The 25,493-nt window shown below is 69.8% G+C and carries 21 protein-coding genes and 2 tRNA genes; 5 read left to right on the forward strand and 18 right to left on the reverse strand.

Annotated features, from left to right (window positions below; translation table 11 throughout):
* Positions 1–19: 19 nt before the first annotated feature.
* The 9 genes from B7C62_09685 to B7C62_09725 all read right to left on the reverse strand — a co-directional run bounded on the left by B7C62_09685 (position 20) and on the right by B7C62_09725 (position 11,846).
* Positions 20–1,213, reverse strand: a complete 1,194-nt coding sequence (locus tag B7C62_09685; protein ARF72511.1) for a rod shape-determining protein RodA — start codon at positions 1,211–1,213, stop codon at positions 20–22.
* A complete protein-coding gene (locus B7C62_09690; protein ARF72512.1) occupies positions 1,213–3,432 on the reverse strand; it encodes a penicillin-binding protein 2 in 2,220 nt (739 codons plus the stop codon). The genes B7C62_09685 and B7C62_09690 overlap by 1 nt, the downstream gene beginning before the upstream one ends.
* Before the next feature lie 37 nt (positions 3,433–3,469).
* Positions 3,470–4,135 (reverse strand): rod shape-determining protein MreD, encoded by a 666-nt coding sequence (locus B7C62_09695; protein ARF72513.1) that lies wholly within the window; start codon positions 4,133–4,135, stop codon positions 3,470–3,472.
* A gap of 11 nt (positions 4,136–4,146) precedes the next feature.
* Positions 4,147–5,205 carry a rod shape-determining protein MreC gene (locus B7C62_09700; protein ARF72514.1) on the reverse strand — a complete coding sequence of 353 codons (1,059 nt, stop codon included), beginning with the start codon at positions 5,203–5,205 and terminating at the stop codon, positions 4,147–4,149.
* A 152-nt stretch (positions 5,206–5,357) separates the two neighbouring features.
* Entirely contained in the window at positions 5,358–6,377 is a 1,020-nt protein-coding gene (locus B7C62_09705; protein ID ARF72515.1) for a rod shape-determining protein, read from the reverse strand.
* Between the two features lie 288 nt (positions 6,378–6,665).
* Positions 6,666–7,079 (reverse strand): nucleoside-diphosphate kinase, encoded by a 414-nt coding sequence (locus tag B7C62_09710; protein ARF72516.1) that lies wholly within the window; start codon positions 7,077–7,079, stop codon positions 6,666–6,668.
* Between the two features lie 116 nt (positions 7,080–7,195).
* A complete protein-coding gene (locus B7C62_09715; protein ARF72517.1) occupies positions 7,196–7,567 on the reverse strand; it encodes a hypothetical protein in 372 nt (123 codons plus the stop codon).
* 8 nt (positions 7,568–7,575) lie between these two features.
* Positions 7,576–9,099 carry a dihydrofolate synthase gene (locus B7C62_09720; protein ARF72518.1) on the reverse strand — a complete coding sequence of 508 codons (1,524 nt, stop codon included), beginning with the start codon at positions 9,097–9,099 and terminating at the stop codon, positions 7,576–7,578.
* Between the two features lie 125 nt (positions 9,100–9,224).
* On the reverse strand, positions 9,225–11,846 hold the full coding sequence (locus B7C62_09725; GenBank protein ARF72519.1) for a valine--tRNA ligase: 2,622 nt from the start codon (positions 11,844–11,846) through the stop codon (positions 9,225–9,227).
* 138 nt (positions 11,847–11,984) lie between these two features.
* On the opposite strand from B7C62_09725, the gene B7C62_09730 reads away from it, so the two are divergent.
* Complete coding sequence (locus B7C62_09730; protein ID ARF72520.1) at positions 11,985–12,968, forward strand: hypothetical protein; 984 nt, start codon at positions 11,985–11,987, stop codon at positions 12,966–12,968.
* An 85-nt stretch (positions 12,969–13,053) separates the two neighbouring features.
* Here B7C62_09730 and B7C62_09735 read toward each other — a convergent pair whose 3' ends face one another.
* The 5 genes from B7C62_09735 to B7C62_09755 all read right to left on the reverse strand — a co-directional run bounded on the left by B7C62_09735 (position 13,054) and on the right by B7C62_09755 (position 17,808).
* Positions 13,054–14,352, reverse strand: coding sequence for an ATP-dependent Clp protease ATP-binding subunit ClpX (locus tag B7C62_09735; GenBank protein ID ARF72521.1), 1,299 nt, complete (start codon positions 14,350–14,352; stop codon positions 13,054–13,056).
* Between the two features lie 157 nt (positions 14,353–14,509).
* On the reverse strand, positions 14,510–15,193 hold the full coding sequence (gene clpP, locus B7C62_09740; protein ID ARF72522.1) for an ATP-dependent Clp protease proteolytic subunit: 684 nt from the start codon (positions 15,191–15,193) through the stop codon (positions 14,510–14,512).
* Positions 15,194–15,275: 82 nt separating this feature from the next.
* Entirely contained in the window at positions 15,276–15,893 is a 618-nt protein-coding gene (locus B7C62_09745) for an ATP-dependent Clp protease proteolytic subunit (GenBank protein ARF72523.1), read from the reverse strand.
* A 293-nt stretch (positions 15,894–16,186) separates the two neighbouring features.
* Positions 16,187–17,581, reverse strand: a complete 1,395-nt coding sequence (locus B7C62_09750) for a trigger factor (GenBank protein ARF72524.1) — start codon at positions 17,579–17,581, stop codon at positions 16,187–16,189.
* 150 nt (positions 17,582–17,731) lie between these two features.
* Positions 17,732–17,808 (reverse strand) — tRNA-Pro (locus B7C62_09755).
* 163 nt (positions 17,809–17,971) lie between these two features.
* Between B7C62_09755 and B7C62_09760 the strand changes: the two genes are divergently transcribed.
* Positions 17,972–18,045 (forward strand) — tRNA-Gly (locus B7C62_09760).
* A 107-nt stretch (positions 18,046–18,152) separates the two neighbouring features.
* Here the strand turns inward: B7C62_09760 and B7C62_09765 are convergent.
* The gene (locus B7C62_09765; protein ID ARF72525.1) at positions 18,153–18,347 is read right to left on the reverse strand and encodes a hypothetical protein; all 195 of its coding nucleotides are present in this window, start codon (positions 18,345–18,347) and stop codon (positions 18,153–18,155) included.
* 466 nt (positions 18,348–18,813) lie between these two features.
* Between B7C62_09765 and B7C62_09770 the strand changes: the two genes are divergently transcribed.
* Positions 18,814–19,962, forward strand: coding sequence for a hypothetical protein (locus tag B7C62_09770; protein ARF72526.1), 1,149 nt, complete (start codon positions 18,814–18,816; stop codon positions 19,960–19,962).
* Positions 19,963–20,072: 110 nt separating this feature from the next.
* On the opposite strand, the gene B7C62_09775 is transcribed toward B7C62_09770, so the two are convergent.
* On the reverse strand, positions 20,073–20,537 hold the full coding sequence (locus tag B7C62_09775; protein ID ARF72527.1) for a phosphohydrolase: 465 nt from the start codon (positions 20,535–20,537) through the stop codon (positions 20,073–20,075).
* A 245-nt stretch (positions 20,538–20,782) separates the two neighbouring features.
* Between B7C62_09775 and B7C62_09780 the strand changes: the two genes are divergently transcribed.
* Positions 20,783–21,985: a cation/H(+) antiporter gene (locus B7C62_09780; GenBank protein ID ARF72528.1), complete on the forward strand. Its 1,203-nt coding sequence runs from the start codon at positions 20,783–20,785 to the stop codon at positions 21,983–21,985.
* 138 nt (positions 21,986–22,123) lie between these two features.
* Here the strand turns inward: B7C62_09780 and B7C62_09785 are convergent, their stop codons facing one another.
* A complete protein-coding gene (locus B7C62_09785; GenBank protein ID ARF72529.1) occupies positions 22,124–23,269 on the reverse strand; it encodes a hypothetical protein in 1,146 nt (381 codons plus the stop codon).
* A gap of 105 nt (positions 23,270–23,374) precedes the next feature.
* Between B7C62_09785 and B7C62_09790 the strand changes: the two genes are divergently transcribed.
* Complete coding sequence (locus B7C62_09790; protein ARF72530.1) at positions 23,375–24,610, forward strand: GNAT family N-acetyltransferase; 1,236 nt, start codon at positions 23,375–23,377, stop codon at positions 24,608–24,610.
* Positions 24,611–24,637: 27 nt separating this feature from the next.
* Here B7C62_09790 and B7C62_09795 read toward each other — a convergent pair whose 3' ends face one another.
* On the reverse strand, positions 24,638–25,462 hold the full coding sequence (locus B7C62_09795) for a DNA glycosylase (protein ARF72531.1): 825 nt from the start codon (positions 25,460–25,462) through the stop codon (positions 24,638–24,640).
* Positions 25,463–25,493 lie beyond the last annotated feature (31 nt).

A 25,493-nucleotide genomic window follows, 5' to 3' on the forward strand; every position in this document is an offset into this window, starting at 1 on the left:
GTACCCGCGCGGGTACGGCTCAGGCGGACATCGGGCGCTGCACCCTGATCGACTGGAGCAGTCCGATCGCCACCCAGACGGCGAACATCGATGACCCTCCGTAGGAGACGAAGGGCAGCGGCAGACCGGCCACCGGCATGATGCCGAGCGTCATGCCGATGTTCTCGAAGGACTGGAAGGCGAACCAGGCGATGATGCCCGCGGCGACGATCGTGCCGTAGAGCTCGGTCGTCTCGCGGGCGATGCGGCAGGCGCGCCAGAGGACGACCCCGAGCAGGACGATGATCAGTCCGGCGCCGAGGAAGCCCAGCTCCTCACCGGCGACGGTGAAGACGAAGTCGGTCTGCTGCTCGGGAACGAACTGGCCGGTGGTCTGGGTGCCCTGGAAGAGCCCGGTGCCGGTGAGTCCGCCGGAGCCGATCGCGATGCGGGCCTGGTTGGTGTTGTAGCCGACGCCCGCCGGGTCGAGCGCCGGGTTGGCGAAGGCGGCGAAGCGGGCGATCTGGTAGTCGTCGAGCAGGCCGAGCTGCCAGACGGCCACCGCCCCGGCGGCGCCCGTGCCGAGGAGGCCGAAGACCCAGCGGTTGGAGGCGCCGGAGGCCAGCAGGACGCCGAGCACGATCACGGCCATCACCATCACCGAGCCGAGGTCCGGCATCAGCATGACGACGCCCATGGGGATCGCGGCGAGGGCCAGCGCCTTGGCGACGGACCGGTGGTCGGGGTGGGCCTGGTCTCCCGCGTCGACCCGGGAGGCGAGGATCATCGCCATCCCGAGGATGATCGTGATCTTCGTGAACTCGGAGGGCTGGATCGAGAAGCCCGCCGGGAGCTTGATCCACGCGTGGGCACCATTGACGGTGGTGCCGAGCGGGGTGAGGACGGCGAGGACCAGCAGCACCGAGATGCCGTAGAGGACCGGGACGGCCCCGCGCAGGGTGCGGTGGCCGAGCCAGATCGTACCGATCATCAGGGCGATGCCGATGCCGGTGTTCAGGACGTGCCGGAAGAGGAAGAAGTACGGGTCGCCCTGGGTGAGGTGGTCGCGGTTGCGGGTCGCGGACCAGACGAGCAGCGAGCCGAGCAGGGAGAGCGCGAGCGCGGCTCCGAGCAGCGGCCAGTCCAGCCGCCGTACGAGGGAGTCGCGGGCGGTCAGCTTGGCCCAGGAGCCCTGCTCGGGGGCGTAACGGGAGACCGAGAAGCCACCTGCCATCAGGGCCGCCTCCCGGTGGTGGCCGGAGAGCCGGTGAGTCCGGGCTGGCCCGCGGGCTGCGGCACCAGGAACTCGGGGTCGGCCTGCTCGCCCTCCGGCTGGACCGGCCGGGGGTCGTACGGCTTGATCTTCGGGGCGTGGATCGAGCCGTCGGGCTGGATCTTCGGCAGCTTCGTCTGCGGCTTGGGCAGCAGGGCCCTCTTCAGGTCCTGGTTGCCCTGCTCGTCGAGGCCGTAGAGCGCGTCGTAGATCTTGCGGACGGCGGGCCCGGAGGCGCCGGAGCCGGTGCCGCCCTGGGAGATCGTCATGACGATCGTGTAGTCGTCGGTGTAGGTGGCGAACCACGAGGTGGTCTGCTTGCCGTAGACCTGGGCCGTACCGGTCTTGGCGCGCATCGGGATCTTGTCCTGCGGCCAGCCGCCGAACCGCCAGGCCGCCGTGCCGCCGGGCTCGACCACGGCACGCAGGCCCTTGTCGAGGTCCTTGACGGTCTTGGCGTCGACGGGCAGCTTGCCCTGGGCCTTGGGCTTGATCTCCTGGACCGTCCTGCCGTCGGGGCTCACCACGGCCTTGCCGATCGTGGGCGCGTGGAGGGTGCCGCCGTTGCTGATCGCGGCATAGGCGGTGGCCATCTGGATGGGGGTGACGAGGACGTCACCCTGGCCGATGGAGTAGTTGATGCTGTCGTACGCCTTGAGCTGGTTGCCCTCCAGGCAGTTCTCGTAGGCGATCTGCTGCACGTACGTACCGCCCTTCTTGCCCTCCTTGCACCAGGCGTCCTTGTTCGCGTTCCAGAAGTTCTGCTTCCAGTCCCGGTCCGGGATGCGGCCCTTGACCTCGTTCGGCAGGTCGATGCCGGTCTCGGAGCCGAGGCCGAAGTCCCGGGCGGTCGTGTAGAACCAGTTCTTGGCGTCCTTCCTCGGCTTTATGCCGCCGTCCCGCGACCACTCCTGGTGGCCGAGCCGGTAGAAGACGGTGTTGCAGGAGTACTTGAGCGCGTCGCCGAGGGTGATGGGGCCGTGCCCCTTGGACTCGAAGTTCGCGAAGGTCTGGCTGCCGAGGCTGTAGGAGCTGCTGCAGTCGTAGCGGCCGTCGAAGGGGTAACCGGCCCGCACGGCGGCGCTCGCCGAGACGATCTTGAAGACGGAGCCGGCCGGTGCCTGGCCCTGGATGCCCCGGTTGAGCAGCGGGTAGTTCGACTTCTTGCTGGTGAGCTTGGCGTACTGCTTGCCGGAGATCCCGCCGACCCAGTCGTTGGGGTCGTAGTCGGGCTGGGAGGCCATCGAGACGATGCGGCCCGTACGGGACTCCATGACGACGACGGCCCCGGAGTCGGCCTCGTACTTACGGCCGGTGATCTTGTCGGTCTCCTGGCGGACGGTCTTCATCGCCTGGGCGAGCTCGTACTCCGCGACCGCCTGGACCCGGGCGTCGAGGCTGGTGATCAGGTTGGAGCCGGGCACCGCGGGGTCGTTCTCCGCCTCGCCCATGACCCGGCCGAGGTTGTCGACCTCGTACCGGGTGACGCCCGCCTTGCCGCGCAGCTCCTTGTCGTACGTGCGCTCCAGGCCCGAGCGGCCGACCTGGTCGGAGCGCAGATAGGGCGAGGGGCCGTCCAGCGCCTTCTGGATCTCCTCGTCGGTGACGGGCGAGAGGTAGCCGAGGACCTGCGCGGTCTTCGCCTTGCCGGGTGCGGCGTAGCGGCGTACGGCGGTGGGTTCGGCGGTGATGCCGGGGAAGTCCTCGGCGCGCTCGCGGATCTGGAGGGCCTGCTGGGTGGTGGCCTCGTCGGTGACCGGGATCGGCTGGTAGGGCGAGCCGTTCCAGCAGGGCTGGGGGGTCTTGGAGTCGCAGAGGCGGACCTTGTCCCGGACGTCCTCGGGCTTCATGTCCAGGACCTCGGCGAGCCGGGTGAGGACGCCGACGCCGTCGTCCTTCATCTTCAGCAGCTCGGTACGGCTCGCGGAGACGACGAGCCGGGTCTCGTTGTCGGCGAGCGGAACGCCCCGCGCGTCGAGGATCGAGCCGCGCACGGCGGGCTGGACGACCTGCTGGACGCCGTTGCCCGCCGCCTTGGTGGTGTACTCCTCGCCGTTGCGGATCTGGAGGTACCAGAGGCGGCCGCCGAGGGTGAGGAGCAGGGAGAAGACGAGGACCTGGATGACGATGAGCCGGATCTGGACCCGCTGGGTCCGCCCGGTCTCGGGGATATTGCTCACGGGGCGCCCCCGGTGGTGGCCTTCGTCGCGTACGGCTTCACAGGCGCTTGACCCCCTTGATGCGGCCCGCGCGGGCGGCGCGGTTGCGGGCGGCCTTCATACGCAGGCCGCCGCGCTGGTTGCCGATCCGCAGGCCGGTGCCGGAGGCGAGCCAGCCCGCGGCGACGTCGTTGCCGCCACCGGCGGCCTCGGAGACCGGGTCGTTCTCGGTGCGTCTGGCCAGCGCCATGATCAGCGGCACGGTGAAGGGGGCCAGCAGCAGGTCGTAGATCGCGGCGGTGAACAGCAGGCTGCCCAGGCCCACATGGCGGGCGGCCGTGTCGTCGACGAGGGCGCCGACGCCCGCGTACAGCAGGGTCGAGCCGATCGCGGCGGCGACCACCACGGCCATCGGGGCGAAGGCCGACTTGAGCTGCCCGTTCTCCGGCCGGGCCAGGCCCGCGAGGTAGCCGATGAGGCAGAGGACCAGGGCGTAGCGCCCGGCGGCGTGGTCGGCGGGGGGCGCGAGGTCCGCGAGGAGGCCCGCGCCGAAGCCGATGAGCGAGCCGCTGAGGGGCCCGTACACGAAGGCGAGTCCGAGGACCGTGAGGAGCAGCAGGTCGGGGACGGCGCCGGGGAGCTGGAGGCGGGCGAGGACGGAGACCTGGACGACGAGGGCGACGACGACCAGGGCGGTGGAGAGCAGAGTCCGGTTGAGGCGCATGGGGATCAGCTCTACTCCTGGTCGTTTGCCGCGTTGTCGGGCTGCTGGTTGCCGGGCTGCTGGGCGTTGCCCTGCTGGTCGCCTGCCGCCGTGCCGTCGCCCTGGTTCTCGTTGATGTTGCCGACGACCTTGCCCGAGCCGTCGACCAGATCGCCGTTGGGCTGGACGGTGACGGTGACCGTGGGGGTCGGCTTCGGCTTCGTCCTGGCGGGCTGCTTCGGCAGGACCGCGTCGCGGGGGTCCGAGCGCGGGGCCTGGACGACGACGCCGACGATGTCGAGCTTGGTGAACCCGACGTACGGCTTCACATGGACCGTCCGGGTCAGCGCGCCGCCCGCGGGGTCGACACGGACGACCTCGCCGACCGGGACGCCGGGCACGAAGGGCTTGTCCTTGCTGGAGCCGAAGGTGACGAGCCGGTCGCCCGTCTTCACCTTGGCCTTGCCGTTGAGGAACTGGACCGAGAGCGGGCGCGAGCCCTGGCCGGTGGCGAAGCCGAGCTCGTCGGTCTTCTCCATCCGGGTGCCGACGGTGAAGCCCGGGTCGCTGGCGAGCAGGACCGTCGAGGTGCTCGGGCCGACGGTGGTGACCCGGCCGACCAGACCCTCCCCGTTGAGGACGGTCATGTCGCGGCGGATGCCGTCGTCGGAGCCCGCGTCGATGGTGATCGTCCAGGAGAAGCCCTGGGCCGCTCCTATGGCGATGACCTGGGCGCCCTTGATGGAGTACTGCCCGGCACCCGCGTTCTTCAGCATGGCGTCGAGCTGGCGGACGCGGCTGTTGTTGCGGTCGTCGCTGCCGAGCTTCGCCTTCAGCGCGGCGTTCTCCTGCTCCAGGGCGGAGATCCGGTCGTGCCGTCGGCCGGAGTCCCGGACCGCCCCTATGGCGTTGCCCACCGGGTCGACCACGGCCGCGACGCCGTTCTCCACCGGTCCGAAGACCGTGGCCGCGGCCTGCCGTGCGCCGTCGACCGGTGAGCCTTCGCCGCCTCGGATATCCACCGTGATCAGGGCGAATGCGATGGCGATCAGCAGCACCAGGAGCAGCCGGCTCTCTCGTGTGTCCCTCACGTGCGGCGGCCGTGCCTTCCTCGTCGGAATGTTCGTGCCTGTGTGTCCGTGTCCGTACGGCCGGGCCGGTGCGACCGCACCCGTACGACACGATCTATATCAACGATCCGACGGGCGGACCCGCAGGTTCCGCCCGTCGGATCGTCGCGTTCCTACCGTCGGGGCTGTGCGTCCAGCACCTGCTGGAGCGCCTCGAACTCCTCGACGCACTTGCCGGAGCCGAGCGCCACGGAGTCGAGCGGGTCCTCGGCGATATGGATCGGCATGCCCGTCTCGCGGCGCAGCCGCTCGTCCAGACCGCGCAGCATGGCGCCGCCGCCGGTGAGGACGATGCCCCGGTCCATGATGTCGCCGGAGAGCTCGGGCGGGCACTTGTCGAGCGTCGTCTTCACGGCGTCGACGATGGCGTTGACCGGCTCCTCGATGGCCTTGCGGACCTCGGCGGCCGAGATGACGACCGTCTTGGGCAGCCCGGAGACCAGGTCGCGGCCGCGGATCTCGGTGTGCTCGTCCTTGTCCATGTCGTACGCGGAACCGATCGTGATCTTGATCTGTTCGGCGGTCCGCTCACCGAGGAGGAGCGAGTACTCCTTCTTGATGTGCTGGATGATCGCGTTGTCCAGCTCGTCACCGGCGGTCCGGATCGACTGGGCGGTGACGATGCCGCCGAGCGAGATGACCGCGACCTCGGTGGTGCCGCCGCCGATGTCCACGACCATGTTGCCCGTGGCCTCGTGGACCGGCAGACCGGAGCCGATGGCCGCGGCCATGGGCTCCTCGATGATGTGCACCTGACGCGCCCCGGCCTGGGTCGATGCCTCGATGACGGCGCGGCGCTCGACCCCGGTGATACCGGAGGGCACGCAGACGACGACCCGGGGGCGGGCCAGATAGCGGCGCTTGTGGATCTTGAGGATGAAGTAGCGGAGCATCCGCTCCGTGATCTCGAAGTCGGCGATCACGCCGTCCTTCAGGGGCCGCACGGCGACGATGTTGCCCGGCGTGCGCCCGATCATCTTCTTGGCCTCGGAGCCGACCGCCAGAATGCCGCCGGTGTTGGTGTTGATGGCCACGACGGACGGCTCGTTCAGGACGATGCCGCGCCCCCTGACGTACACCAGCGTGTTGGCAGTCCCGAGGTCGATAGCCATGTCACGGCCGATGAACGACATTGAGTTCCCCTTGTTCCCCATGAGGATGCGTCGGGCCTTCCCAGGAAGCGATGATGGCTTGTTCTGGTAGGCGAGGTTGGCGCTGCGGGCGTGGAAGCTTCCATCGTAGTGCCGTATGCACGGACACAGCGCGAGGGTCCTTCGCCATTGTGAGCGGAACGGGTGCCCGTTCCACCCATGGTGACGTTACGTCGGAGGGATGCGTTCCCGCGAGAGGGAACCCTATGCCGAGGGGCGACCGAATTACTTCGGTCGCCCCCGCCAGGCAGCGCTGTTTGGCCGATCGGGTCAGGAAAGTCCCGGAAAGAAAAGCTTCAGTTCTCGCTCTGCGGACTCCTGCGAGTCCGAGGCGTGGATGAGGTTCTCCCGGGTGATCGTGCCGAAGTCACCGCGGATCGACCCGGGCGCGGCGGCGATCGGGTCGGTGGGGCCGGCCAGGGCGCGGACGCCCTCGATGACCCGCTCACCTTCGGCCACCAGAGCGACGACCGGGCCGGAGGCCATGAACTCCATGAGCGGCTCGTAGAACGGCCGGCCCTTGTGCTCGCCGTAGTGCTGCTCCAGCGTGTCGTGGTCCAGGGTGCGCAGCTCCAGCGCGGTGATCCGCCAGTCCGCCTTGCGCTCGATACGGCCGACGATCTCGCCGATCAGTCCGCGGCGGACCGCGTCGGGCTTGAGCAGGACGAGGGTGCGCTGAGTCATGTGCGGCTCCTTGCAGGCATACGGGTGCGGTGAGGCGAGATTACAGGGGTACGGAGACGGGTCTGCGCCCGGGTTCACTCAGGGTCACCTTCGCGCCCCGGGCACCTGCCGTCACGTCAGGCCGTGGCCTCGCCGGTCTCCTGCCGGGCCTGCTGCTCCTGCTGTTCCGCCCAGCGGGCCTTGGCCTCGTCGATCTTGCCGCCGTAGTGCACGGAGGCCCACCACAGTCCGCCGAAGACCAGGCCGAGGATGAACATCGTCGGCACCACGAAGCCGCTGAGGACCAGTGCGACCTGGAGCGCCCAGCCGAGCTGGATGCCGCCGGGCCGGGTGATCATCCCGCAGAGCAGCAGGGAGAGCGCCATGCCGACCCCGCAGACGGTCCAGACCGTGGCCATCGAGAGGTCGTCCAGCTTCATCGCGACCAGCCCGGCGAAGCCGATGACGAAGAACTCACCGAGCAGTGTCGAGGCGCAGAGCGTACGCATCCGGCTTCTCAGCCCCTTCCCAGAAGCAGCCGGGCCTCGCCGACCGTGATCACTGATCCGGTCACCAGGACCCCGGCGCCCGCGTACTCGTCGTCCTCCTCGGCCAGCGTGATCGCCGCCTCCAGCGCGTCGTCGAGACGCGGTTCGACCTGGACCCGGTCGTCGCCGAAGACCTCGACGGCGAGGGCGGCCAGCTCGTCCGCGTCCATCGCGCGGTCGGTGGAGTTCTGCGTGACGACGATCTCGGCGAAGATCGGCTCGAAGGCTTCGAGGAGCCCGCGCACGTCCTTGTCGCCGCTGGTGCCGACCACGCCGATCAGCCGGGAGAAGCTGAACGCCTCGGAGATCCCGTCCGCCGCCGCCCTGGCTCCCGCCGGGTTGTGCGCGGCGTCCAGGACGACGGTCGGGCTGGAGCGCACGACCTCCAGACGGCCGGGCGAGACCACCGAGGCGAACGCCTTGCGGATCGCCTCGATGTCGAGGGAGCGGGCCTGCTCGGCGCCGATCCCGAAGAACGCCTCCACGGCGGCGAGCGCGACGGCCGCGTTGTGCGCCTGGTGGGCCCCGTACAGCGGGAGGAAGATCTCTTCGTACTCGCCGCCGAGCCCGCGCAGGGTGAGCAGCTGGCCGCCGACCGCGACCTCGCGGGAGGTGACGCCGAACTCCATGCCCTCGCGGGCCACCGTGGCATCGACCTCGACGGCCTTCTTCAGCATCACCTGCGCCGCGTCCACCGGCTGCTGCGCCAGGATCACGGTCGCGCCCTGCTTGATGATCCCGGACTTCTCCCCCGCGATCTCGGCGGGCGTGCTGCCGAGCCGGTCGGTGTGGTCCAGCGAGATCGGGGTGACGACGGCGACCGTGGAGTCGATGACGTTGGTCGCGTCCCAGGTGCCGCCCATGCCGACCTCGACGACCGCCACATCGACGGGCGCGTCGGCGAAGGCCGCGTACGCCATGCCGGTGAGCACCTCGAAGAAGGAGAGCCGGTAGGGCTGCTGGGCGTCGACCATCTCGACGTACGGCTTGACGTCCCCGTACGTCTCGATGAAGCGCTCGGGTGCGATCGGGGAGCCGTCGAGGCTGATCCGCTCGATGATCGACTGGACGTGCGGCGAGGTGTACCGGCCGGTGCGCAGCTCGAAGGCGTTGAGCAGGGCCTCGATCATGCGGGCCGTGGAGGTCTTGCCGTTCGTGCCGGTGATGTGGATCGAGGGGTAGGCGCGCTGCGGCTCGCCGAGCACGTCCATCAGGGCGGCGATGCGGGTGACGGAGGGCTCGAGCTTGGTCTCGCCCCAGCGTCCGGCGAGCTCCTGCTCCACCGCGCGCAGCGCCCGGTCGGTCTCGGGATCGGCGGGCCGGGCGGGGACCGCGTCGGCCTGGGGGGCGCCCCCGTAGGTGCGCAGGGTGCGGCTCCCGGCCTCGATCACCGCCAGGTCGGGGTCGCGCTGGGTCTCTTCGCCGACGATCTCCGCGAAGGTGTCGTCGGGCTCGGACGCGTCGTGCCGGTCTGAAGGGCGGGGCTCACTCACGGGGCCCAGTCTACGGATGGGCCCCGGCATCGCGCGCAGCGCCCGCCACCGTACGGAGCGGTCGTACGGGGAAGCCCCCGCATCCCCGGTCGGCCGGGGGTGCGGGGGCTTCGCCGGTCAGCTGATCAGCTCTGCGGGAGGGCCGCCAGCTGGGCGGAGATCCGCTCGATGTCGGCCTCGGCCTTGGCGAGCCTGCCGCGGATCTTGTCGACCACGTTGTCCGGGGCCTTGGCGAGGAACGCCTCGTTGCCGAGCTTGCCCTCGGCCTGGGCCTTCTCCTTGCGCGCGGCCTCCAGGTCCTTGGTGAGGCGCTTGCGCTCGGCCGGGACGTCGATCGTGCCGGACAGGTCCAGGGCGACGGTGGCCCCGGCGACCGGGAGCGAGGCAGTGGCGGCGAAGCCGTCCCCGGCCGCCTCCAGGCGCAGCAGCTGGCGGATGGCCGGCTCGTGGGGCGCCAGGGCGGTGCCGGTCAGGGTCAGCTCGGCCGGGACCCGCTGGCCGGGCTTGAGCCCCTGGTCGCCCTTGAAGCGGCGGACCTCGGTGACGACCTGCTGGACCAGCTCGATCTCCTTCTCGGCCGCCTCGTCGCGGAAGCCGGAGTCCTTCGGCCACTCCGCGATGACGACGGACTCGCCGCCGGTCAGCGTGGTCCAGAGCGTCTCCGTGACGAACGGGACGATCGGGTGGAGCAGCCGCAGGGTGACGTCGAGGACCTCGCCCAGGACCCGGCCGGAGACCTTGGCCTGCTCGCCGCCCGCGAAGAACGTCGTCTTCGACAGCTCGACGTACCAGTCGAAGACCTCGTCCCACGCGAAGTGGTAGAGCGCGTCGGAGATCTTGGCGAACTGGAAGTCGTCGTAGTACCGGTCGACGTCGGCGACGGTCTCGTTGAGGCGGGAGAGAATCCACCGGTCGGTGGCGGTCATCGCCGACGGGTCCGGGAGGGGGCCCTCGACCGTCGCACCGTTCATCAGGGCGAAGCGGGTGGCGTTCCAGATCTTGTTGGCGAAGTTGCGGGACGCCTTGACCCAGTCCTCGCCGATCGGCACGTCGGCGCCGGGGTTGGCGCCGTTGGCCAGGGTGAAGCGGACGGCGTCGGAGCCGTACGCGTCCATCCAGTCGATCGGGTCGACGGCGTTCGGGTTGGACTTCGACATCTTCTTGCCGAACTCGTCGCGGACCAGACCGGTGAGGGCGACCGTCCTGAACGGGACCTCGCCGTCCATCGCGTACAGACCGAACATCATCATCCTCACGACCCAGAAGAAGATGATGTCGTGGCCGGTGACCAGGACGTCCGTGGAGTAGAACTTCTCCAGGTCCGGGGTCTGTTCGGGCCAGCCGAGCGTGGAGAACGGCCACAGGCCCGAGGAGAACCAGGTGTCGAGGACGTCCTCGTCCTGGACCCAGCCCTCGCCGGTCGGCGGCTCGTCGTCGGGGCCGAGGCAGACGACCTCGCCGTCCGGGCCGTACCAGACGGGGATGCGGTGGCCCCACCACAGCTGGCGCGAGATGCACCAGTCGTTGAGGTTGTCGACCCAGTCGAAGTACCGCTTCTCCATCTCCTTGGGGTGCAGGACGACCCGCTCGTCGCGGACCGCGTCACCGGCGGCCCGGGCGAGCGTCTCGACCTTGACCCACCACTGGAGCGAGAGCCGCGGCTCGATGGTGGTCCTGCAGCGGGAGCAGTGGCCGACGGAGTGGACGTACGGACGCTTCTCGGCGACGACCCGGCCCTGCTCGCGCAGCGCGGCGACGATGGCGGAGCGGGCCTCGAAGCGGTCCAGGCCCTGGAAGGGGCCGGGCACGGTGATGACCCCGCGCTCGTCCATGACCGTGAGGGACTCCAGATCGTGGCGCCGGCCGATCGCGAAGTCGTTCGGGTCGTGCGCCGGGGTCACCTTGACGGCGCCGGTGCCGAACTCCGGGTCGACGTGGGTGTCGGGGACCACCGGGATGGTGCGGTCGGTGAGCGGGAGCTTGATCCGCTTGCCGATGAGGTGGGCGTACCGCTCGTCGTCGGGGTGGACCGCGACGGCGGTGTCACCGAGCATCGTCTCGACCCGGGTGGTGGCGACGACCAGGGTCTCGTCGCCCTCGCCGTACTTCAGGGAGACGAGCTCGCCGTCGTCCTCCTGGTAGTCCACCTCGATGTCCGAGATGGCGGTGAGGCAGCGCGGGCACCAGTTGATGATCCGCTCGGCGCGGTAGATCAGGCCGTCGTCGTACAGGTCCTTGAAGATCTTCTGGACGGCACGGGAGAGGCCCTCGTCCATGGTGAACCGCTCGCGCGACCAGTCCAGGCCCGCGCCCAGGCGGCGCAGCTGGCCGAGGATGCGGCCGCCGTACTCTTCCTTCCACTGCCAGACGCGCTCGGTGAACGCCTCCCGGCCGATGTCGTGGCGGGACGTGCCCTCCTCGCCGAGCTGCTGCTCCACCTTGTTCTGGGTGGCGATACCGGCGTGGTCCATGCCGGGCAGCCACAGCGTCTCGAAGCCCTGCATCCGCTTGCGGCGGGTGAGGGCGTCCATCAGCGTCACCTGGAAGGCGTGGCCCAGGTGGAGGGCGCCGGTGACGTTGGGCGGCGGGATGACGATGGAGAACGGGGGCTTGTCGCTCTTGGCGTCGGCTTGGAAGTAACCGCGTTCTACCCAGCGCTCGTACAGCTTCCCCTCTACGTCGGCCGGCGCGTACTGGGTCGGCAGTTCGGGGGTGCTGGCTGGCTGCTGCTGAGTGTTCTCGGTCACGGGAGACAGTTTAGGGCCGTCACAGTCCCGTACTGAAACGGGATAGTTCGGTAACGGTGTACGGGCCGGTCCCCCACGTCAGGACGGCTTCCGTCAGGATGTTCGCGACGCACCAGGTTTTCGGGAGGGGACACCGCGATGAGCAACAACCAGCCGGGCCCGTACGGCGGACAGCCGCCGCAGGGCCAGCCGGGACCGTACGGACAGCAGCCGGGTCCGTACGGCGCTCCGCCGCAGGGCCCGCCCGGCTACGGCTACCCCCAGCAGCCCGGCCCGTACGGTGCCCAGCCCGGTCCGTACGGTGCCCCGCCGCAGGGCCCGCCCGGCTACGGCTATCCGCAGGCCCAGCAGCCGGGACCGTACGGGCAGCAGCCGCCCGCTCCCCCGTACGGGCAGCCGGGGTACGGGATGCCGCCGCAGCCGCCCAAGAAGAAAACGGGCCTGATCGTGGGCGCCGCCGTGGTGGCGCTGGCGGTCGTCGCGACCGGGGTGTACTTCCTGACCTCGGGCAGCGACGAGGCGAGCAACAAGAACGTCTCGGCGTCCACCAAGGGCTACCGGCTGACTCCCCCGGCGGCGGTGGACGAGTACAAGCGGTACGCGAACGCGAAGGGTGCCGCCGGTCCCCTGGTCGGGACCCAGAAGGCCGAGGCCGAGGCGCTGGGCATCAAGAACCCCAGCAAGACGGGCGCCAGTTACGCGATCGGCACGCCGGGCACCGCGAACAAGGTCCTGGACCTGGAGGGTTACTGGGGCGAGATCGCCGACCCGGCCGCGGTGCTCAACGGCTCCTTCGAGAACACCGCGCAGGAGATGCAGTCGGAGGACGACTCGGTGGAGGCCAAGTTCATCGGTCCCGCCGAGGTCGTCGAACCGGCCGGGCTGGAGGGCGCGGTGATGAAGTGCCGGGACCTCCAGGTGATCAACAAGAAGGCGGACGGCTCGCCCGAGAAGGGGCCCAGGGAACTGGTGGTCCCGATCTGCGTCTGGGCCGACCACAGCACGGTCGGCGTCGTGACCCACGGGGACCGGGCCCTGCTGCTGGCGGGGAAGAGCCCGTCCAAGGACGAGGTCGCCGCCCTCGCCACCAAGCTCTACAACAGCTCCCGCACCAAGCTCTGACGCGGGTCCGCCCGGAGCAACGCCGAAGGGGCGCCCACCGGTTGACCGGTCGGGCGCCCCTTCGGCGCGGGTGGTGCGACTGCCGCTACGCGGACTTCTCGTGGCGGCCGCCGTCGTTCTTGCCGATCGTGCGCGGCTCGCGCGGGACCAGCGTCGGGTTGACGTGGTCGCGGACGACGTCCGGGGTGATGACGACGCGGGCGACGTCCTTGCGGGACGGGACCTCGTACATCACGGACTGGAGGACTTCCTCCATGATGGCGCGCAGGCCGCGCGCGCCGGTCTGGCGCAGGATCGCCTGGTCAGCGATGGCCTCCAGCGCCTCGCGCTCGAACTCCAGCTCCACACCGTCGAGTTCGAAGAGGCGCTGGTACTGCTTGACCAGGGCGTTGCGCGGCTCGATGAGGATCTGGAGCAGCGCCTCGCGGTCCAGGTTGTGGACCGAGGTCAGCACGGGGAGACGGCCGATGAACTCGGGGATCATCCCGAACTTCACCAGGTCCTCCGGCATGACCTCCTGGAACTGGTCGCTCGCCTGGATCTCCAGCTTGGAGCGGATCGTGGCGCCGAACCCGATGCCCTTGGCACCGGCCCGGGACTCGATGATCTTCTCCAGTCCGGAGAAGGCGCCGCCCACGATGAACAGCACGTTCGTCGTGTCGATCTGGATGAACTCCTGGTGCGGATGTTTCCGTCCGCCCTGCGGCGGCACGGAGGCGGTGGTGCCCTCCAGGATCTTCAGCAGGGCCTGCTGGACGCCCTCGCCGGAGACATCGCGGGTGATCGACGGGTTCTCGCTCTTGCGGGCGACCTTGTCGATCTCGTCGATGTAGATGATCCCGGTCTCGGCCTTCTTGACGTCGTAGTCGGCCGCCTGGATCAGCTTGAGCAGGATGTTCTCGACGTCCTCGCCGACATAGCCGGCCTCCGTCAGCGCGGTGGCGTCCGCGATGGCGAACGGGACGTTGAGCATGCGGGCCAGCGTCTGCGCGAGCAGCGTCTTGCCGGAGCCCGTGGGGCCCAGCAGCAGGATGTTCGACTTGGCGAGCTCGATCGCGTCCTCACGACCGGCACCACCGCCGTTCTCCCCGGCCTGGACCCGCTTGTAGTGGTTGTACACCGCGACCGAGAGGGCCTTCTTCGCGGGCTCCTGCCCGACGACGTACCCCTCGAGGAACTCGTAGATCTCACGGGGCTTGGGAAGCTCTTCCCAACGGACCTCGCTCGTCTCCGCGAGCTCCTCCTCGATGATCTCGTTGCAGAGATCGATGCACTCGTCGCAGATGTACACACCGGGTCCCGCGATGAGCTTCTTCACCTGCTTCTGGCTCTTGCCGCAGAACGAGCACTTGAGCAGGTCGCCGCCATCACCGATGCGTGCCACGAGGTGCTTCCCCTTCGCCTGGGAGACCGCCTGGTTCAGCGGCTCCTGGTGCCTCTATCCGACGGTACCTTGCCTGGGCCCCCGTTCGGGCCCCCCTTGGCACGGTTCACACGGCCGGGACCGTGCGGACGGAATGTGCCAAGGGGAAAGACCGACGTCAGAGCGATGCGCCCGCGGTGGTCTTGCGGGTGGACACGATCTGGTCGACGAGCCCGTACGCCAGGGCGTCCTCGGCCGTGAGGATCTTGTCGCGCTCGATGTCCTCGCGGATCTTCTCCAGCGGGGTGGTCGAGTGCCGGGCCAGCATCTCCTCCAGCTGCGTGCGCATACGGAGGATCTCGTTGGCCGCGATCTCCAGGTCGGAGAGCTGCTCGCGGCCCGTCTGCGAGGACGGCTGGTGGATGAGGACGCGGGCGTGCGGGAGCGCCATGCGCTTGCCCGGGGTGCCTGCGGCCAGCAGGATGGCGGCGGCGGAGGCGGCCTGGCCCATGCAGACCGTCTGGATGTCCGGCTTCACGAACTGCATCGTGTCGTAGATCGCGGTGAGCGCGGTGAACGAGCCGCCGGGGCTGTTGATGTAGATCGAGATGTCGCGGTCCGGGTCCATCGACTCCAGGCAGAGCAGCTGCGCCATGACGTCGTTGGCCGAGGCGTCGTCGATCTGGACGCCGAGGAAGATCACGCGCTCCTCGAAGAGCTTCGCGTACGGGTCGTACTCGCGCACACCCTGCGAGGTGCGCTCCACGAAGCGCGGGACGACGTAGCGGTTGTCCACCTGCGGGCCGGTGTAGAGGCCGCTCGCGGAGGCGCCGGAGAAGTTGTTCATGTGGGTGTTCACCATCCTGGTGGCGTTCTGGGGCTGGAGGTCTCGGCGTACGAGAAGGGGGTGCGGGAGGAATGCCGACGGTCCGGTGGGGACCGGATCAGGCACCGGTGCCGCCGCCGCCCGGAATGCCCGACGCGACCGTGATGATCTCGTCGATGAGGCCGTAGTCCTTGGCCTCCTCCGCCGTGTACCAGCGGTCGCGGTCGCCGTCGCGGATGATCGTCTCGACGGTCTGGCCGGAGTGGTGGGCGGTGATCTCGGCCATGCGCGTCTTCGTACGGAGCAGGTACTGGGCCTGGATCTTGATGTCCGAGGCCGTTCCGCCGATACCGGCCGAACCCTGGTGCATGAGGATGTCGGTGTTGGGAAGCGCGAAGCGCTTGCCCGCGGCGCCGCCGGTCAGCAGGAACTGGCCCATCGAGGCCGCCATGCCCATGCCGATGGTGACCACGTCGTTCGGGATGTACTGCATGGTGTCGTAGACCGCCATGCCGGCCGTCACCGAACCGCCGGGGCTGTTGATGTAGAGGTAGATGTCCTTGTCCGGGTCGGCGGCAAGGAGCAGGAGCTGTGCGGTGATCTTGTTGGCGATGTCATCGTCGACCTGCTGGCCGAGGAAGATGATGCGCTCGCCGAGCAGCCGGCTGTAGACCTGGTCACCGAGTCCGCCACCGAGGGACGGCTCACCGGCGGCGTAGGGCATCAGATTCGTCACGTATCCACCTGCTCGTCTCTGACGGCTCCGGCCGTCTCAGCTTCTTCGTACCGGGCGGGAGAGTCACTCCCCCACCCTTCCTCTTCATGGACCCTAACGCGCAGGTGGGACAACGCCATCCCGGTTCCGCAACTGTTCGCTGGGAGCGCAAGGTCCGCCGGGGGCACAGGGGTTCCGGGGCCGTACGGCGATACGGCGGCACGCGGGGATACGGCGACGGGCCCCGGACGCGTGGTGCGTCCGGGGCCCGTCGCTGCCGGCCGGGGTGCGACCGGCGGGGATCGGCGCGGGGCTCAGCCCTCGTTCTTCTCCACGGCCTTGGCGTCGTCCGCCGTGGCCTCGGTGGCGGCCTCGGCCGTCTCGGCGGCCTCGTCCTCGTCGTCCTCCAGGTTGACGATCTCACCGTTGGTGTCGACGACCTTGGCGGCCTCGACGACGACGGCGAGCGCCTTGCCGCGGGCGACCTCGCCGACGAGCATCGGCACCTGGCCGCCCTCGACGACGGCCTGGGCGAACTGGTCGGGGCTCATGCCGGAGGAGGCGGCGCGGCGCATGAGGTGCTCGGTGAGCTCCTCCTGGTTGACGTTCAGCTTCTCCTTGTTGACGAGCTCGTCAAGGATGAACTGGGTCTTGATGCCCTTGATGGCCTGCTCGGAGGTCTCGTTCTCGAACTCCTCCAGGGTCTTGCCCTGGATCTGGAGGTACTTCTCCAGGTCGAGGCCCATCTGACCGAGCTGGTGGTGCTCCAGGTTGTGCTTGCGGGTCTGGACCTCGTCCGCGAGCAGCTTCTCCGGGATCGGGACCTCGGCGAGCTTCAGCAGCTCCTCGAGGACGCGCTCCTGGGCCTGGGTGGCCTGGTCGTACTGCTTGGTGGTCTCCAGGCGCTTGCGGCTGTCCGCCTTCAGCTCCTCCAGCGTGTCGAACTCGCTGGCCATCTGGGCGAAGTCGTCGTCCAGCTCGGGGAGCTCGCGGGCGGCGACGGCGGTGACCTTGACGGTGACCTCGGCGTCCTTGCCCTCGGCGGAGCCGCCCTTCAGCTGCGAGGTGAAGGTGGCCTCGCCACCGGCCTCCAGGCCGGTCACGGCCTCGTCGATGCCGTCGAGGAGCTCGCCGGAACCGATGGTGTACGAGACACCCGCGGCCACGCCGTCCTCCAGGACCTCGCCGTCGACCTTGGCCTCCAGGTCGATCGTGACGACGTCGCCGTCGGCGGCGGCGCGCTCGACCGGGTTGGTGGAGGCGAAGCGCTCGCGCAGCTGCTCCACGGCCTTCTCGACCTCTTCGTCGGTGACCTCGAGGGCGTCGACGGTGACCTCGATGCCGGAGTAGTCCGGGATCTCGATCTCGGGGCGTACGTCGACCTCGGCGGTGAAGGCCAGCAGCTCGCCGTCCTTCAGCTCGGTGATGTCGACCTCGGGCTGGCCGAGGACGTTCAGCTCACCCTCGTTGACCGCCTCGGTGTAGAACTTCGGAAGGGCGTCGTTGACGGCCTCCTCCAGCACAGCACCGCGGCCGAACCGCTGGTCGATGACCCGGGCGGGGATCTTGCCCTTGCGGAAGCCCTTCACCGTGACCTGCTGGTTGATCTTCTTGTACGCCGCGTCGAGGCTGTCCTTGAGCTCCTCGAAGGGCACCTCGATGCTGAGCCGAACCCGGGTCGGGTTCAGGGTCTCCACGGCGCTCTTCACGGTTCGGTCTCCTTGGTGGCTGACTTCTTGGGGTTCTGCTCGACCGCCGATCGGCGGCTTCGCGGACCGAGCCCGGTACATCAGACACACGGGCACGCAATTTGCATAGTAACGGCAAGGGGGAGGACTCCCACAATGCGATCTTGCCGGTGGTCGGGGTGGCCGGATTCGAACCGACGACCTTCCGCTCCCAAAGCGGACGCGCTACCAAGCTGCGCCACACCCCGTCGGTGCGACACGTAGGGTACATGGGCCGGAGCCGTGCGTCGGCCGCTTTGCGGGGGAGCCGGGCCGCGCCGGTCCGGGGCCGACGTCAACGGGTGTGCGGGCACCGCCGCCGACCCGCTACGATGCTGTTCGTGCCGCGGTCCTTCCGGACGTGCGGTGCTTGCGGGCGTAGCTCAATGGTAGAGCCCTAGTCTTCCAAACTAGCTACGCGGGTTCGATTCCCGTCGCCCGCTCCATGCCTGGGCCCGGTCCGACTCCTCCGTCGGACCGGGCCTCTTGCGTACGCGGACGGTGCGGACGGCCGCGGGGCCGGCGAAGGCCCCGGCGGCGGCCCGGCAGTCCGTCAGAAGCTGATCTTGTTGATCGTGTCCGCTATCGAGTTCATGAACCTGTTGATCGACGGCGCCATGCCGGTCGAGGCCAGGAAGAAGCCGAAGAGCACGGCGACGAGCGCCGGGCCGGGCTTGATGGAGCCCCCGCGGATCAGCACCACCAGGATGACCGCGAACAGCAGCACCATAGACAGTGAAATAGCCACGTCTGATCACACCCTCGGTCGGTCCGCCTTGCCGGCCCGGAAGCGTGCACCACCGCGCGCCCCGTCGCGTCCATCGTGCCACCAACTGCCCGGTGCCTGCTGCCGGGTGACGGATCGCACTGCCGGATTCCGCCATCATGCCCAGCCCGGCGGGGCTCCACGCCGACCGGACCGCGGCTCGGCCGCGAAATCAGCGCGTCGGCATATTCGCGTAACCCCGGCGCGGTGATCGTTTCCATATCCCCACAGGTCGTTCACAGGTAATTGGGGCGTTCGACTGCGACGTAATTCACTCTCTCCGCATCCCGTCGGCATCTCTCAACACCCAACCGATATGCCCCATTTAAGGGGGATCAAGGGTGTCATAGCGGGCGGTGTTCGACGGTTTCACATTCGAATAGAGGGGAACACGCGATATCTCGACGCGGTTTTACGCAAAGCAATCGACGGGTCTAAGGTGCCTTAGATGTTCCAAGCTCCGAGCGTATTCACCAGGGCCCCACTCCCCCCGGCGACCCGGGAGCCGGAGCCCAGACGCGAGCAGCCGCCCACCGCCCCGGCCGTCGCCCCGGCGGCCACCCCTGGCCCGCCCCCGGCCGCGGCGAAGAAGCGCGACCCCTACTTCGACAATGTGAAATATCTGGCCATCGTCCTGGTCGCGGTGGCGCACGCCTGGGAACCGGTGATGGACGGCAGCCGGGCCACCCGGGCGCTCTACATGGTCGTGTACGCGTTCCACATGCCGGCCTTCATCCTCATCTCCGGTTATTTCTCCCGCTCGTTCGACATGTCGGCACCGAAGGTGAAGCGGCTGATCACCGGAGTCGCCGTGCCCTACGTGCTGTTCGAGACGGCTTATTCGCTCTTCAAGCGGTACGTGGGCGATTCGCCCGGTGAGCCGATCAGCCTGGTCGACCCGCTGTTTCTGACCTGGTTCCTGATCGCCCTCTTCGTCTGGCGGGTCACCACACCGATCTGGCGGACGCTGCGCCATCCGCTGCCGGTGGCGCTCGCGATCGCCATGCTGGCCTCGGTCTCGCCCGACATCGGCGACGACCTCGATCTCCAGCGGGTCTTCCAGTTCCTGCCGTTCTTCGTCCTCGGCCTGCTGATGAGGCCCGAGCACTTCCAGCTGATCCGGCGCCGCGAGGTGCGGCTGCTCGCCCTGCCGCTGGCCGCGGGCGCCCTGCTGTTCGCGTACTGGATCGCCCCGCGCATGCAGCTCGGCTGGCTCTACCGCGCCAACAGCGCCCAGGAGATGGGCGCCCCGTGGTGGTCCGGCGCGGTGATGTCGCTCGCCCTGTTCGGCTGCGGACTGGCGCTGACCATCGCCTTCCTGGCCTGGGTGCCCCGCAGGACGACCTGGTTCACGGCGCTGGGCGCCGGGACGATCTGCGGCTATCTGCTCCACGGCTTCCTGATCAAGGGCGCCGTGTACACGGGCCTGTTCGACCGGTACACCTGGCTCTCCGACCCGGCCGGTCTGATCGTCGTCTCGGTCGTGGCCGCGCTCGCGGTGACGCTCATGTGCTCCCCGCCGGTGGGCCGGGCGCTGAAGTTCGCCACCGAGCCGGACATGAAGTGGGCGTTCCGGAAGGACCCCGCGAAGCGCTGAGACCCCTTCCTCCGCCGCCTCCCGGCCCGCTTCTCGCCCTCCCCTGATCCACCCGTGGGAACGACCACGGGTGGATCAGCGCGTCTCAGGGTTGGCCGAAACCTTTCGGTTCAGGGGGCCTCGCCGCCGGTCAGCCCCAACAGCCCCCGCACCTGGGCATACTTCGCCGTCAGCCGGGTACGGGTCGGCTCGTCCAGGGCCGCGAGGCGGGCCGGATTCGCGTTGTGGGCGAGATCCGCCTCCTTGATCAGCAGGGCGCCCGGAGTGGCCAGAATCCGCGCGGTGTACGCGGACAGCTCCTCCCCCGGCCGCTTGGTGACGGCCAGGACGAGGTCCTTGACCTCCTGGGGCAGGGCGGCCTCGGCCAGCCACCGCGCGGAGAGCGCGTCGTCCTCGATCGCGTCGTGCAGCCAGGCCGCCGCGATCTGCCGTTCGCTGCCGCCGCGCACCCGTACACCTTCGGCCACCGCCGCCAGATGTTCCGCGTACGGCCGTCCCGCCTTGTCGGTCTGGGTGGCGTGGGCCGCGCGGGCGATCGCCTCGACGTCGGCCAGGTTCAGGGGGTCGCCGGACATGGGCCGACTCTACGGCGGGCCCGCCCCGCACGGTCGGCGGGAACCGCCCCCGTGACCCGCAGGCACCCCCGCACCCTCCCCACTTCCGTACCAAGCGGACAAAAGCTCACAATTTCACGGTTTCATAGTTGCAGAGTCAATCGTTCGATAAACTAATTACTGATGGTTTGTTGACATCCTCTTGACGCCCTCTTGACCTATCCCGAAGGAACAGGCTCATCGGACACGCAGACACCCTCCTCGCCATGGGCGGCGCCTTCCTGGCCGCTGCCGTCCTCGCCCGCCTCGGCGGCCGTATCGGGCTGCCGACGATCCCCCTGTTCATCCTGGCCGGTATCCTGCTCGGCCCCCACACCCCCGGTTACACCCTTCTCTCCAACCCGCACGATCTGGAGATGCTCTCCGCGCTGGGACTCGTCCTCCTGCTCTTCTACCTGGGGCTCGAGTTCCACATGGACGATCTCAGGACGGGCGGCCGGAAGATGGCCATCGCGGGCGGGACCTATCTGGTCCTGAACGTGGGCGCCGGACTGGGCTTCGGTTTCGCGCTCGGCTGGGGTACGTCGGAGGCGCTGGTCCTCGCCGGTGTGCTCGGCATATCCTCGTCCGCCATCGTCACCAAGATCCTGGTGGACCTGGGGCGCATCGGTAACCCGGAGACGCGGCCGATCCTCGGCATCATCGTCGTCGAGGACGTCTTCCTCGCCCTCTACCTGGCCGCTCTCCAGCCGATCCTGTCCGGCGCGGACAGCCTCTCGGCGATGCTCGTCGACGGCGGCAAGGCGTTCGCCTTCCTGCTGCTGCTCGCCCTGGCCGCCCGGTTCGGGACGAAGATCGTCGGCAAGCTGATGAACACCAAGGACGACGAGCTCCTCGTCATCTCCTTCCTCGGCGCCGCGGTCTTCGTCGCCGGGGTCTCCGAGATGTTCGGCGTGGCCGACGCGATCGGTGCCTTCATGGTCGGTCTGATGCTCGGCTCGACCACGTCCGGCGAGCGCATCCTCAAGCTGGTCCACCCGCTGCGGGACGCGTTCGGCGCGATCTTCTTCTTCGCCTTCGGTCTCTCCATCGACCCGGGCGACCTGCCGAGCGTCTTCTGGCCGGTGCTGGCGGCCGTCGTCCTGACGCTCGCGATGAACGTGGCGGCGGGGCTCGCGGCGTCCAGGGTGTACGACTTCGGCTCGCAGGCCACGGCCAACATCGCCACCACCCTGGTGGCGCGGGGCGAGTTCGCGCTCATCCTGGCCACGATGGCGGCGGCGGCCGGGCTGGACAAGCGGCTCTCGCCGTTCATCGCCGGATATGTGCTGCTGCTCGCCGTCCTCGCCCCCCTGGCCGCCGGGCGCTCGCACTGGCTGGCCCGCGTCCTCCCCGGAGGGAAGGGCAAGGACAGCGGCGGCGACAAGGACGGCGACAAGGACCAGGAACAGATCCCCGTGTCGGTCTGAACGGAGATCCGAACGGAGAGCGGAGAGGCGCCCCCGTGCGGCACCCGGGAGTGATGATCACCACAGGGTGGCGGGCGCCTCTCCGTCGGCGTACGGGGTGCCGATCGCGTACGGCCCCGCCCCCGTCGGCCGGAGCTCTCAGGGCCTGCGCGAGAGCAGCAGCAGGGCCCGGTCGTCGTTGACGTCCTTGGCGCATGCCTCGATCAGGTGCCAGGCCGCGCCCTCGAAGCCGGTGGAGACATAGTGGTCGGCCTCGCCCGTCAGCCGGTCGATGCCCTCGCTGATGTCCCGGTCGGACGCCTCCACCAGGCCGTCCGTGAACAGCATCAGGACGTCCCCCGGCGCCAGTGAGCCCTTCACCGCGTCGAACTCGGCCCCGTCGTAGACGCCGAGCAGCGGGCCCTCGCCCGACTTCTCCTCCCACTGCCCGCTGCCCGAGTGCAGTTGCAGGGCGGGCGGATGACCGGCCGAGAAGATCTCGTAGTCGCCGGAGTCCAGGTCCAGCACCAGATGGATCGAGGTGGCGAACCCCTCGTCCCAGTCCTGCCGCAGCAGATACCCGTTGGCCGCGGGGAGGAAGCCGTGCGGCGGCAGCGAGCCGAGCAGCCCGCCGAAGGCGCCGGAGAGCAGCAGGGCCCGGGAGCCCGCGTCCATGCCCTTGCCGGAGACGTCGGTGAGGACGGCCTCCAGGGTCCGGCCGCCGTGGGTGCGGGCCGCGACGACGAAGTCCCCGGAGAAGGACTGGCCGCCGGCCGGGCGCAGGGCCATCTCGCGGTGCCAGCCCTGGGGCAGCCGGGGCAGGGAGCTCTGGACCCGGATGCGTTCGCGCAGGTCGAAGAGCATGGTGCCGCCGCGCCGCCAGGGCACGCCGACCCGGGCCCGGAACTGGGCGAGAAGCAGTCCGAAGAACCCGCAGGCGGCGACCACGAGGACGGTGCCCGGGGTGACCCGGGCCGGGCCGTCCGCGTACGGGCCCAGGGTGAGCGCCTCCACGATCAGGGCGGCGGCGGCCGCGGCGTACAGACCGAGCAGGCTGGCGGGGCGCAGCACGAGGCCGCCCGCGACGATGGGCAGGGCGAGCGCCGCCGGGTCGAACCAGACCGGGCTGACGACGGTGGCGAACGTGATGGCCGGAATCGTCAGCAGCAGTCCGGCCAGGGCGATCCAGTCGGAGCCGTCGCCCCGGAAGTAGTCCACCCCGGATTTGCGCAGCCCTGTGCGGGCCCGGTGCATCGATCTGCGCCACCGGGCCCCGTAGTCGTCCACTCCTCCGCGACGGGCCATTGCCGGGACCCTATCCACCCGGACGCCTCCGGTGCAGGGGGACCCCGGTGACGATCTGTGCGAAATGAAGTCGTCCGCTTCCGCGCGCCCTGGTAGGGATGGCCTATGACTTCAGAACTCCGTGTGCTGCGACCTGCTGATTGGGACCCCTGGTTCGCCTGTCTGGAGCGTGCGTTCGGGGGCGTGCGGAGTGCTCCGGAGTCGCGCGAGCTCTGGCGGGAGCTGACGGCGTACGAGCGGTCCGTCGGGCTCTGGGACGGGGAGGTGTGCGTCGGTACGGCGGGGGCGTATCCCTTCCGGCTGACCGTGCCCGGCGGGGCGGCGGTGCCCACGGCGGGGGTGACGGCGGTGAGCGTGGCCGGTACGCACCGGCGGCGCGGGCTGCTGCGGACAATGATGCGGCGCCAGCTGGACGACGTACGGTCCTGGGGTGAGCCGCTCGCCGTGCTGACGGCGTCGGAACCGGCCATCTACGGGCGCTTCGGCTACGGGACCGCGACCCGCGCCCTGAGCGTGAACGTCGACACCTCGCGCGTACGGCTCGATCTGCCGCCGGGCACGGAGGACGTACGGGTGCGGTACACGGACCCGGTGGCGGCCCTGCCTGCCTGCGAGGAGGTGTACGGGCGGCTCGCCGCGGAGCGTCCGGGTACGCCGGTGCGGCAGCCGGGGTGGGAGCGGGCGGCGGTGATCGACACGGAGAAGGACCGGGCGGGCGCCTCGCCGTTGCAGTGCGTGCTGGCCGAGCGGGACGGGGAGGTGCTGGGGTACGCCACGTTCCGGACGCGGCCCGACTGGGACCGGGTGGGGCCGAAGGGGACGGTGGTGCTGCGGGATCTGGGGGCGCTGGACGCGGCGTCGTACGCGGCGTTGTGGCGGTTCCTGTTCGGGATCGACCTGATGTCGGTGGTGGAGGCCGGGGCGCGGCCGGTGGACGAGCCGCTGGTGCATCTGGTCTCGGACGTGCGGCGGTGCGAACTGCGGGTGCAGGACGCGCTCCACCTGCGGCTGGTGGAGGTGGGGGCGGCTCTGGAGGCGCGTGCGTACCGGGCGCCGGTGGATGTGGTGCTGGAGGTGGCGGACGCCTTCTGCCCGTGGAACGCGGGGCGGTGGCATCTGGTGGCGGATGCGAAGGGGGGCGCCTCGTGCCGGCGTGCGCCGGATCGCGCGCCGGATCTGGAGCTGTCGGTGGCGGAGCTGGGCGCCGCGTATCTGGGCGGGGTCTCTTTCACCTCGCTCGCGGCGGCGGGGCGGGTGCGGGAGGTGCGGCCGGGTGCGGTGACGGAGGTCTCGTCGGCGTTCTCGTGGCACGTGGAGCCGTGGCTGCCGCACGGGTTCTGAGGAGACGGCGCGGGGGGCCGTCAGGGGTCAGCCGTCGGAGAGGCCCGGGGCCTGGCAGCGGGGGCACCAGAAGAGGTTGCGGGCGGCGAGGTCGGCCGTCCGGATCTCGGTGGAGCAGATGTGGCAGGGCAGGTTGGCCCGGCGGTAGACGTAGACCTCGCCGCCGTGGTCGTCCTTGCGGGGCGGGCGGCCCATCGCCTCGGGGAGGTGCTCGGGGCGGACGGTGTCGATCCGGTTGTTCCGTACGCCCTCGCGCATCAGCTCCACCAGGTCCGCCCAGATCGCGTCCCACTCGGCGCGGGTGAGGTCCTTGCCGGTGCGGTACGGGTCGATGCCGTGGCGGAAGAGGACCTCGGCCCGGTAGACGTTGCCGACGCCCGCGATGACCTTCTGGTCCATCAGGAGGGCGGCGACGGTGGTCCGGCTGCGGGAGATCCGCTGCCAGGCGCGCTCCCCGTCCTCGTCGCCGCGGAGCGGGTCGGGGCCGAGCCCCTCGTGTATCGCGCGCTTCTCGGGCCCGGTGATCAGGGCGCAGGTGGTGGGGCCGCGCAGATCGGCGTAGTGGTCCGCGTTGACCAGGCGGAGGCGGACCGTGTCGGTGGGCGGGGGCACCGGGGCCGTGCCGAAGCCGAGCTTGCCGAAGAGGCCGAGGTGGATGTGGACCCAGCCGGTTTCGCCGAAGCCGAGGAAGAGGTGCTTGCCGTGGGCGTCGGTGGTGGTGAGGGTGCGCCCGTCGAGCAGGGCCGCGCTGTCGGAGAACTTCCCCTGCGGGCTGCTCACCCGGACCGGGGCGCCCGCGAACCGCTCGGCGTGGTCCTGGGCGAGGCGGTGGATCGTGTGTCCCTCGGGCACGGCGGGCTGCTCCCTGTGGTTCCGGTGTGTT

Source organism: Kitasatospora albolonga (genome assembly GCA_002082585.1).
Taxonomy (GTDB): Bacteria; Actinomycetota; Actinomycetes; order Streptomycetales; family Streptomycetaceae; genus Streptomyces; species Streptomyces stephensoniae.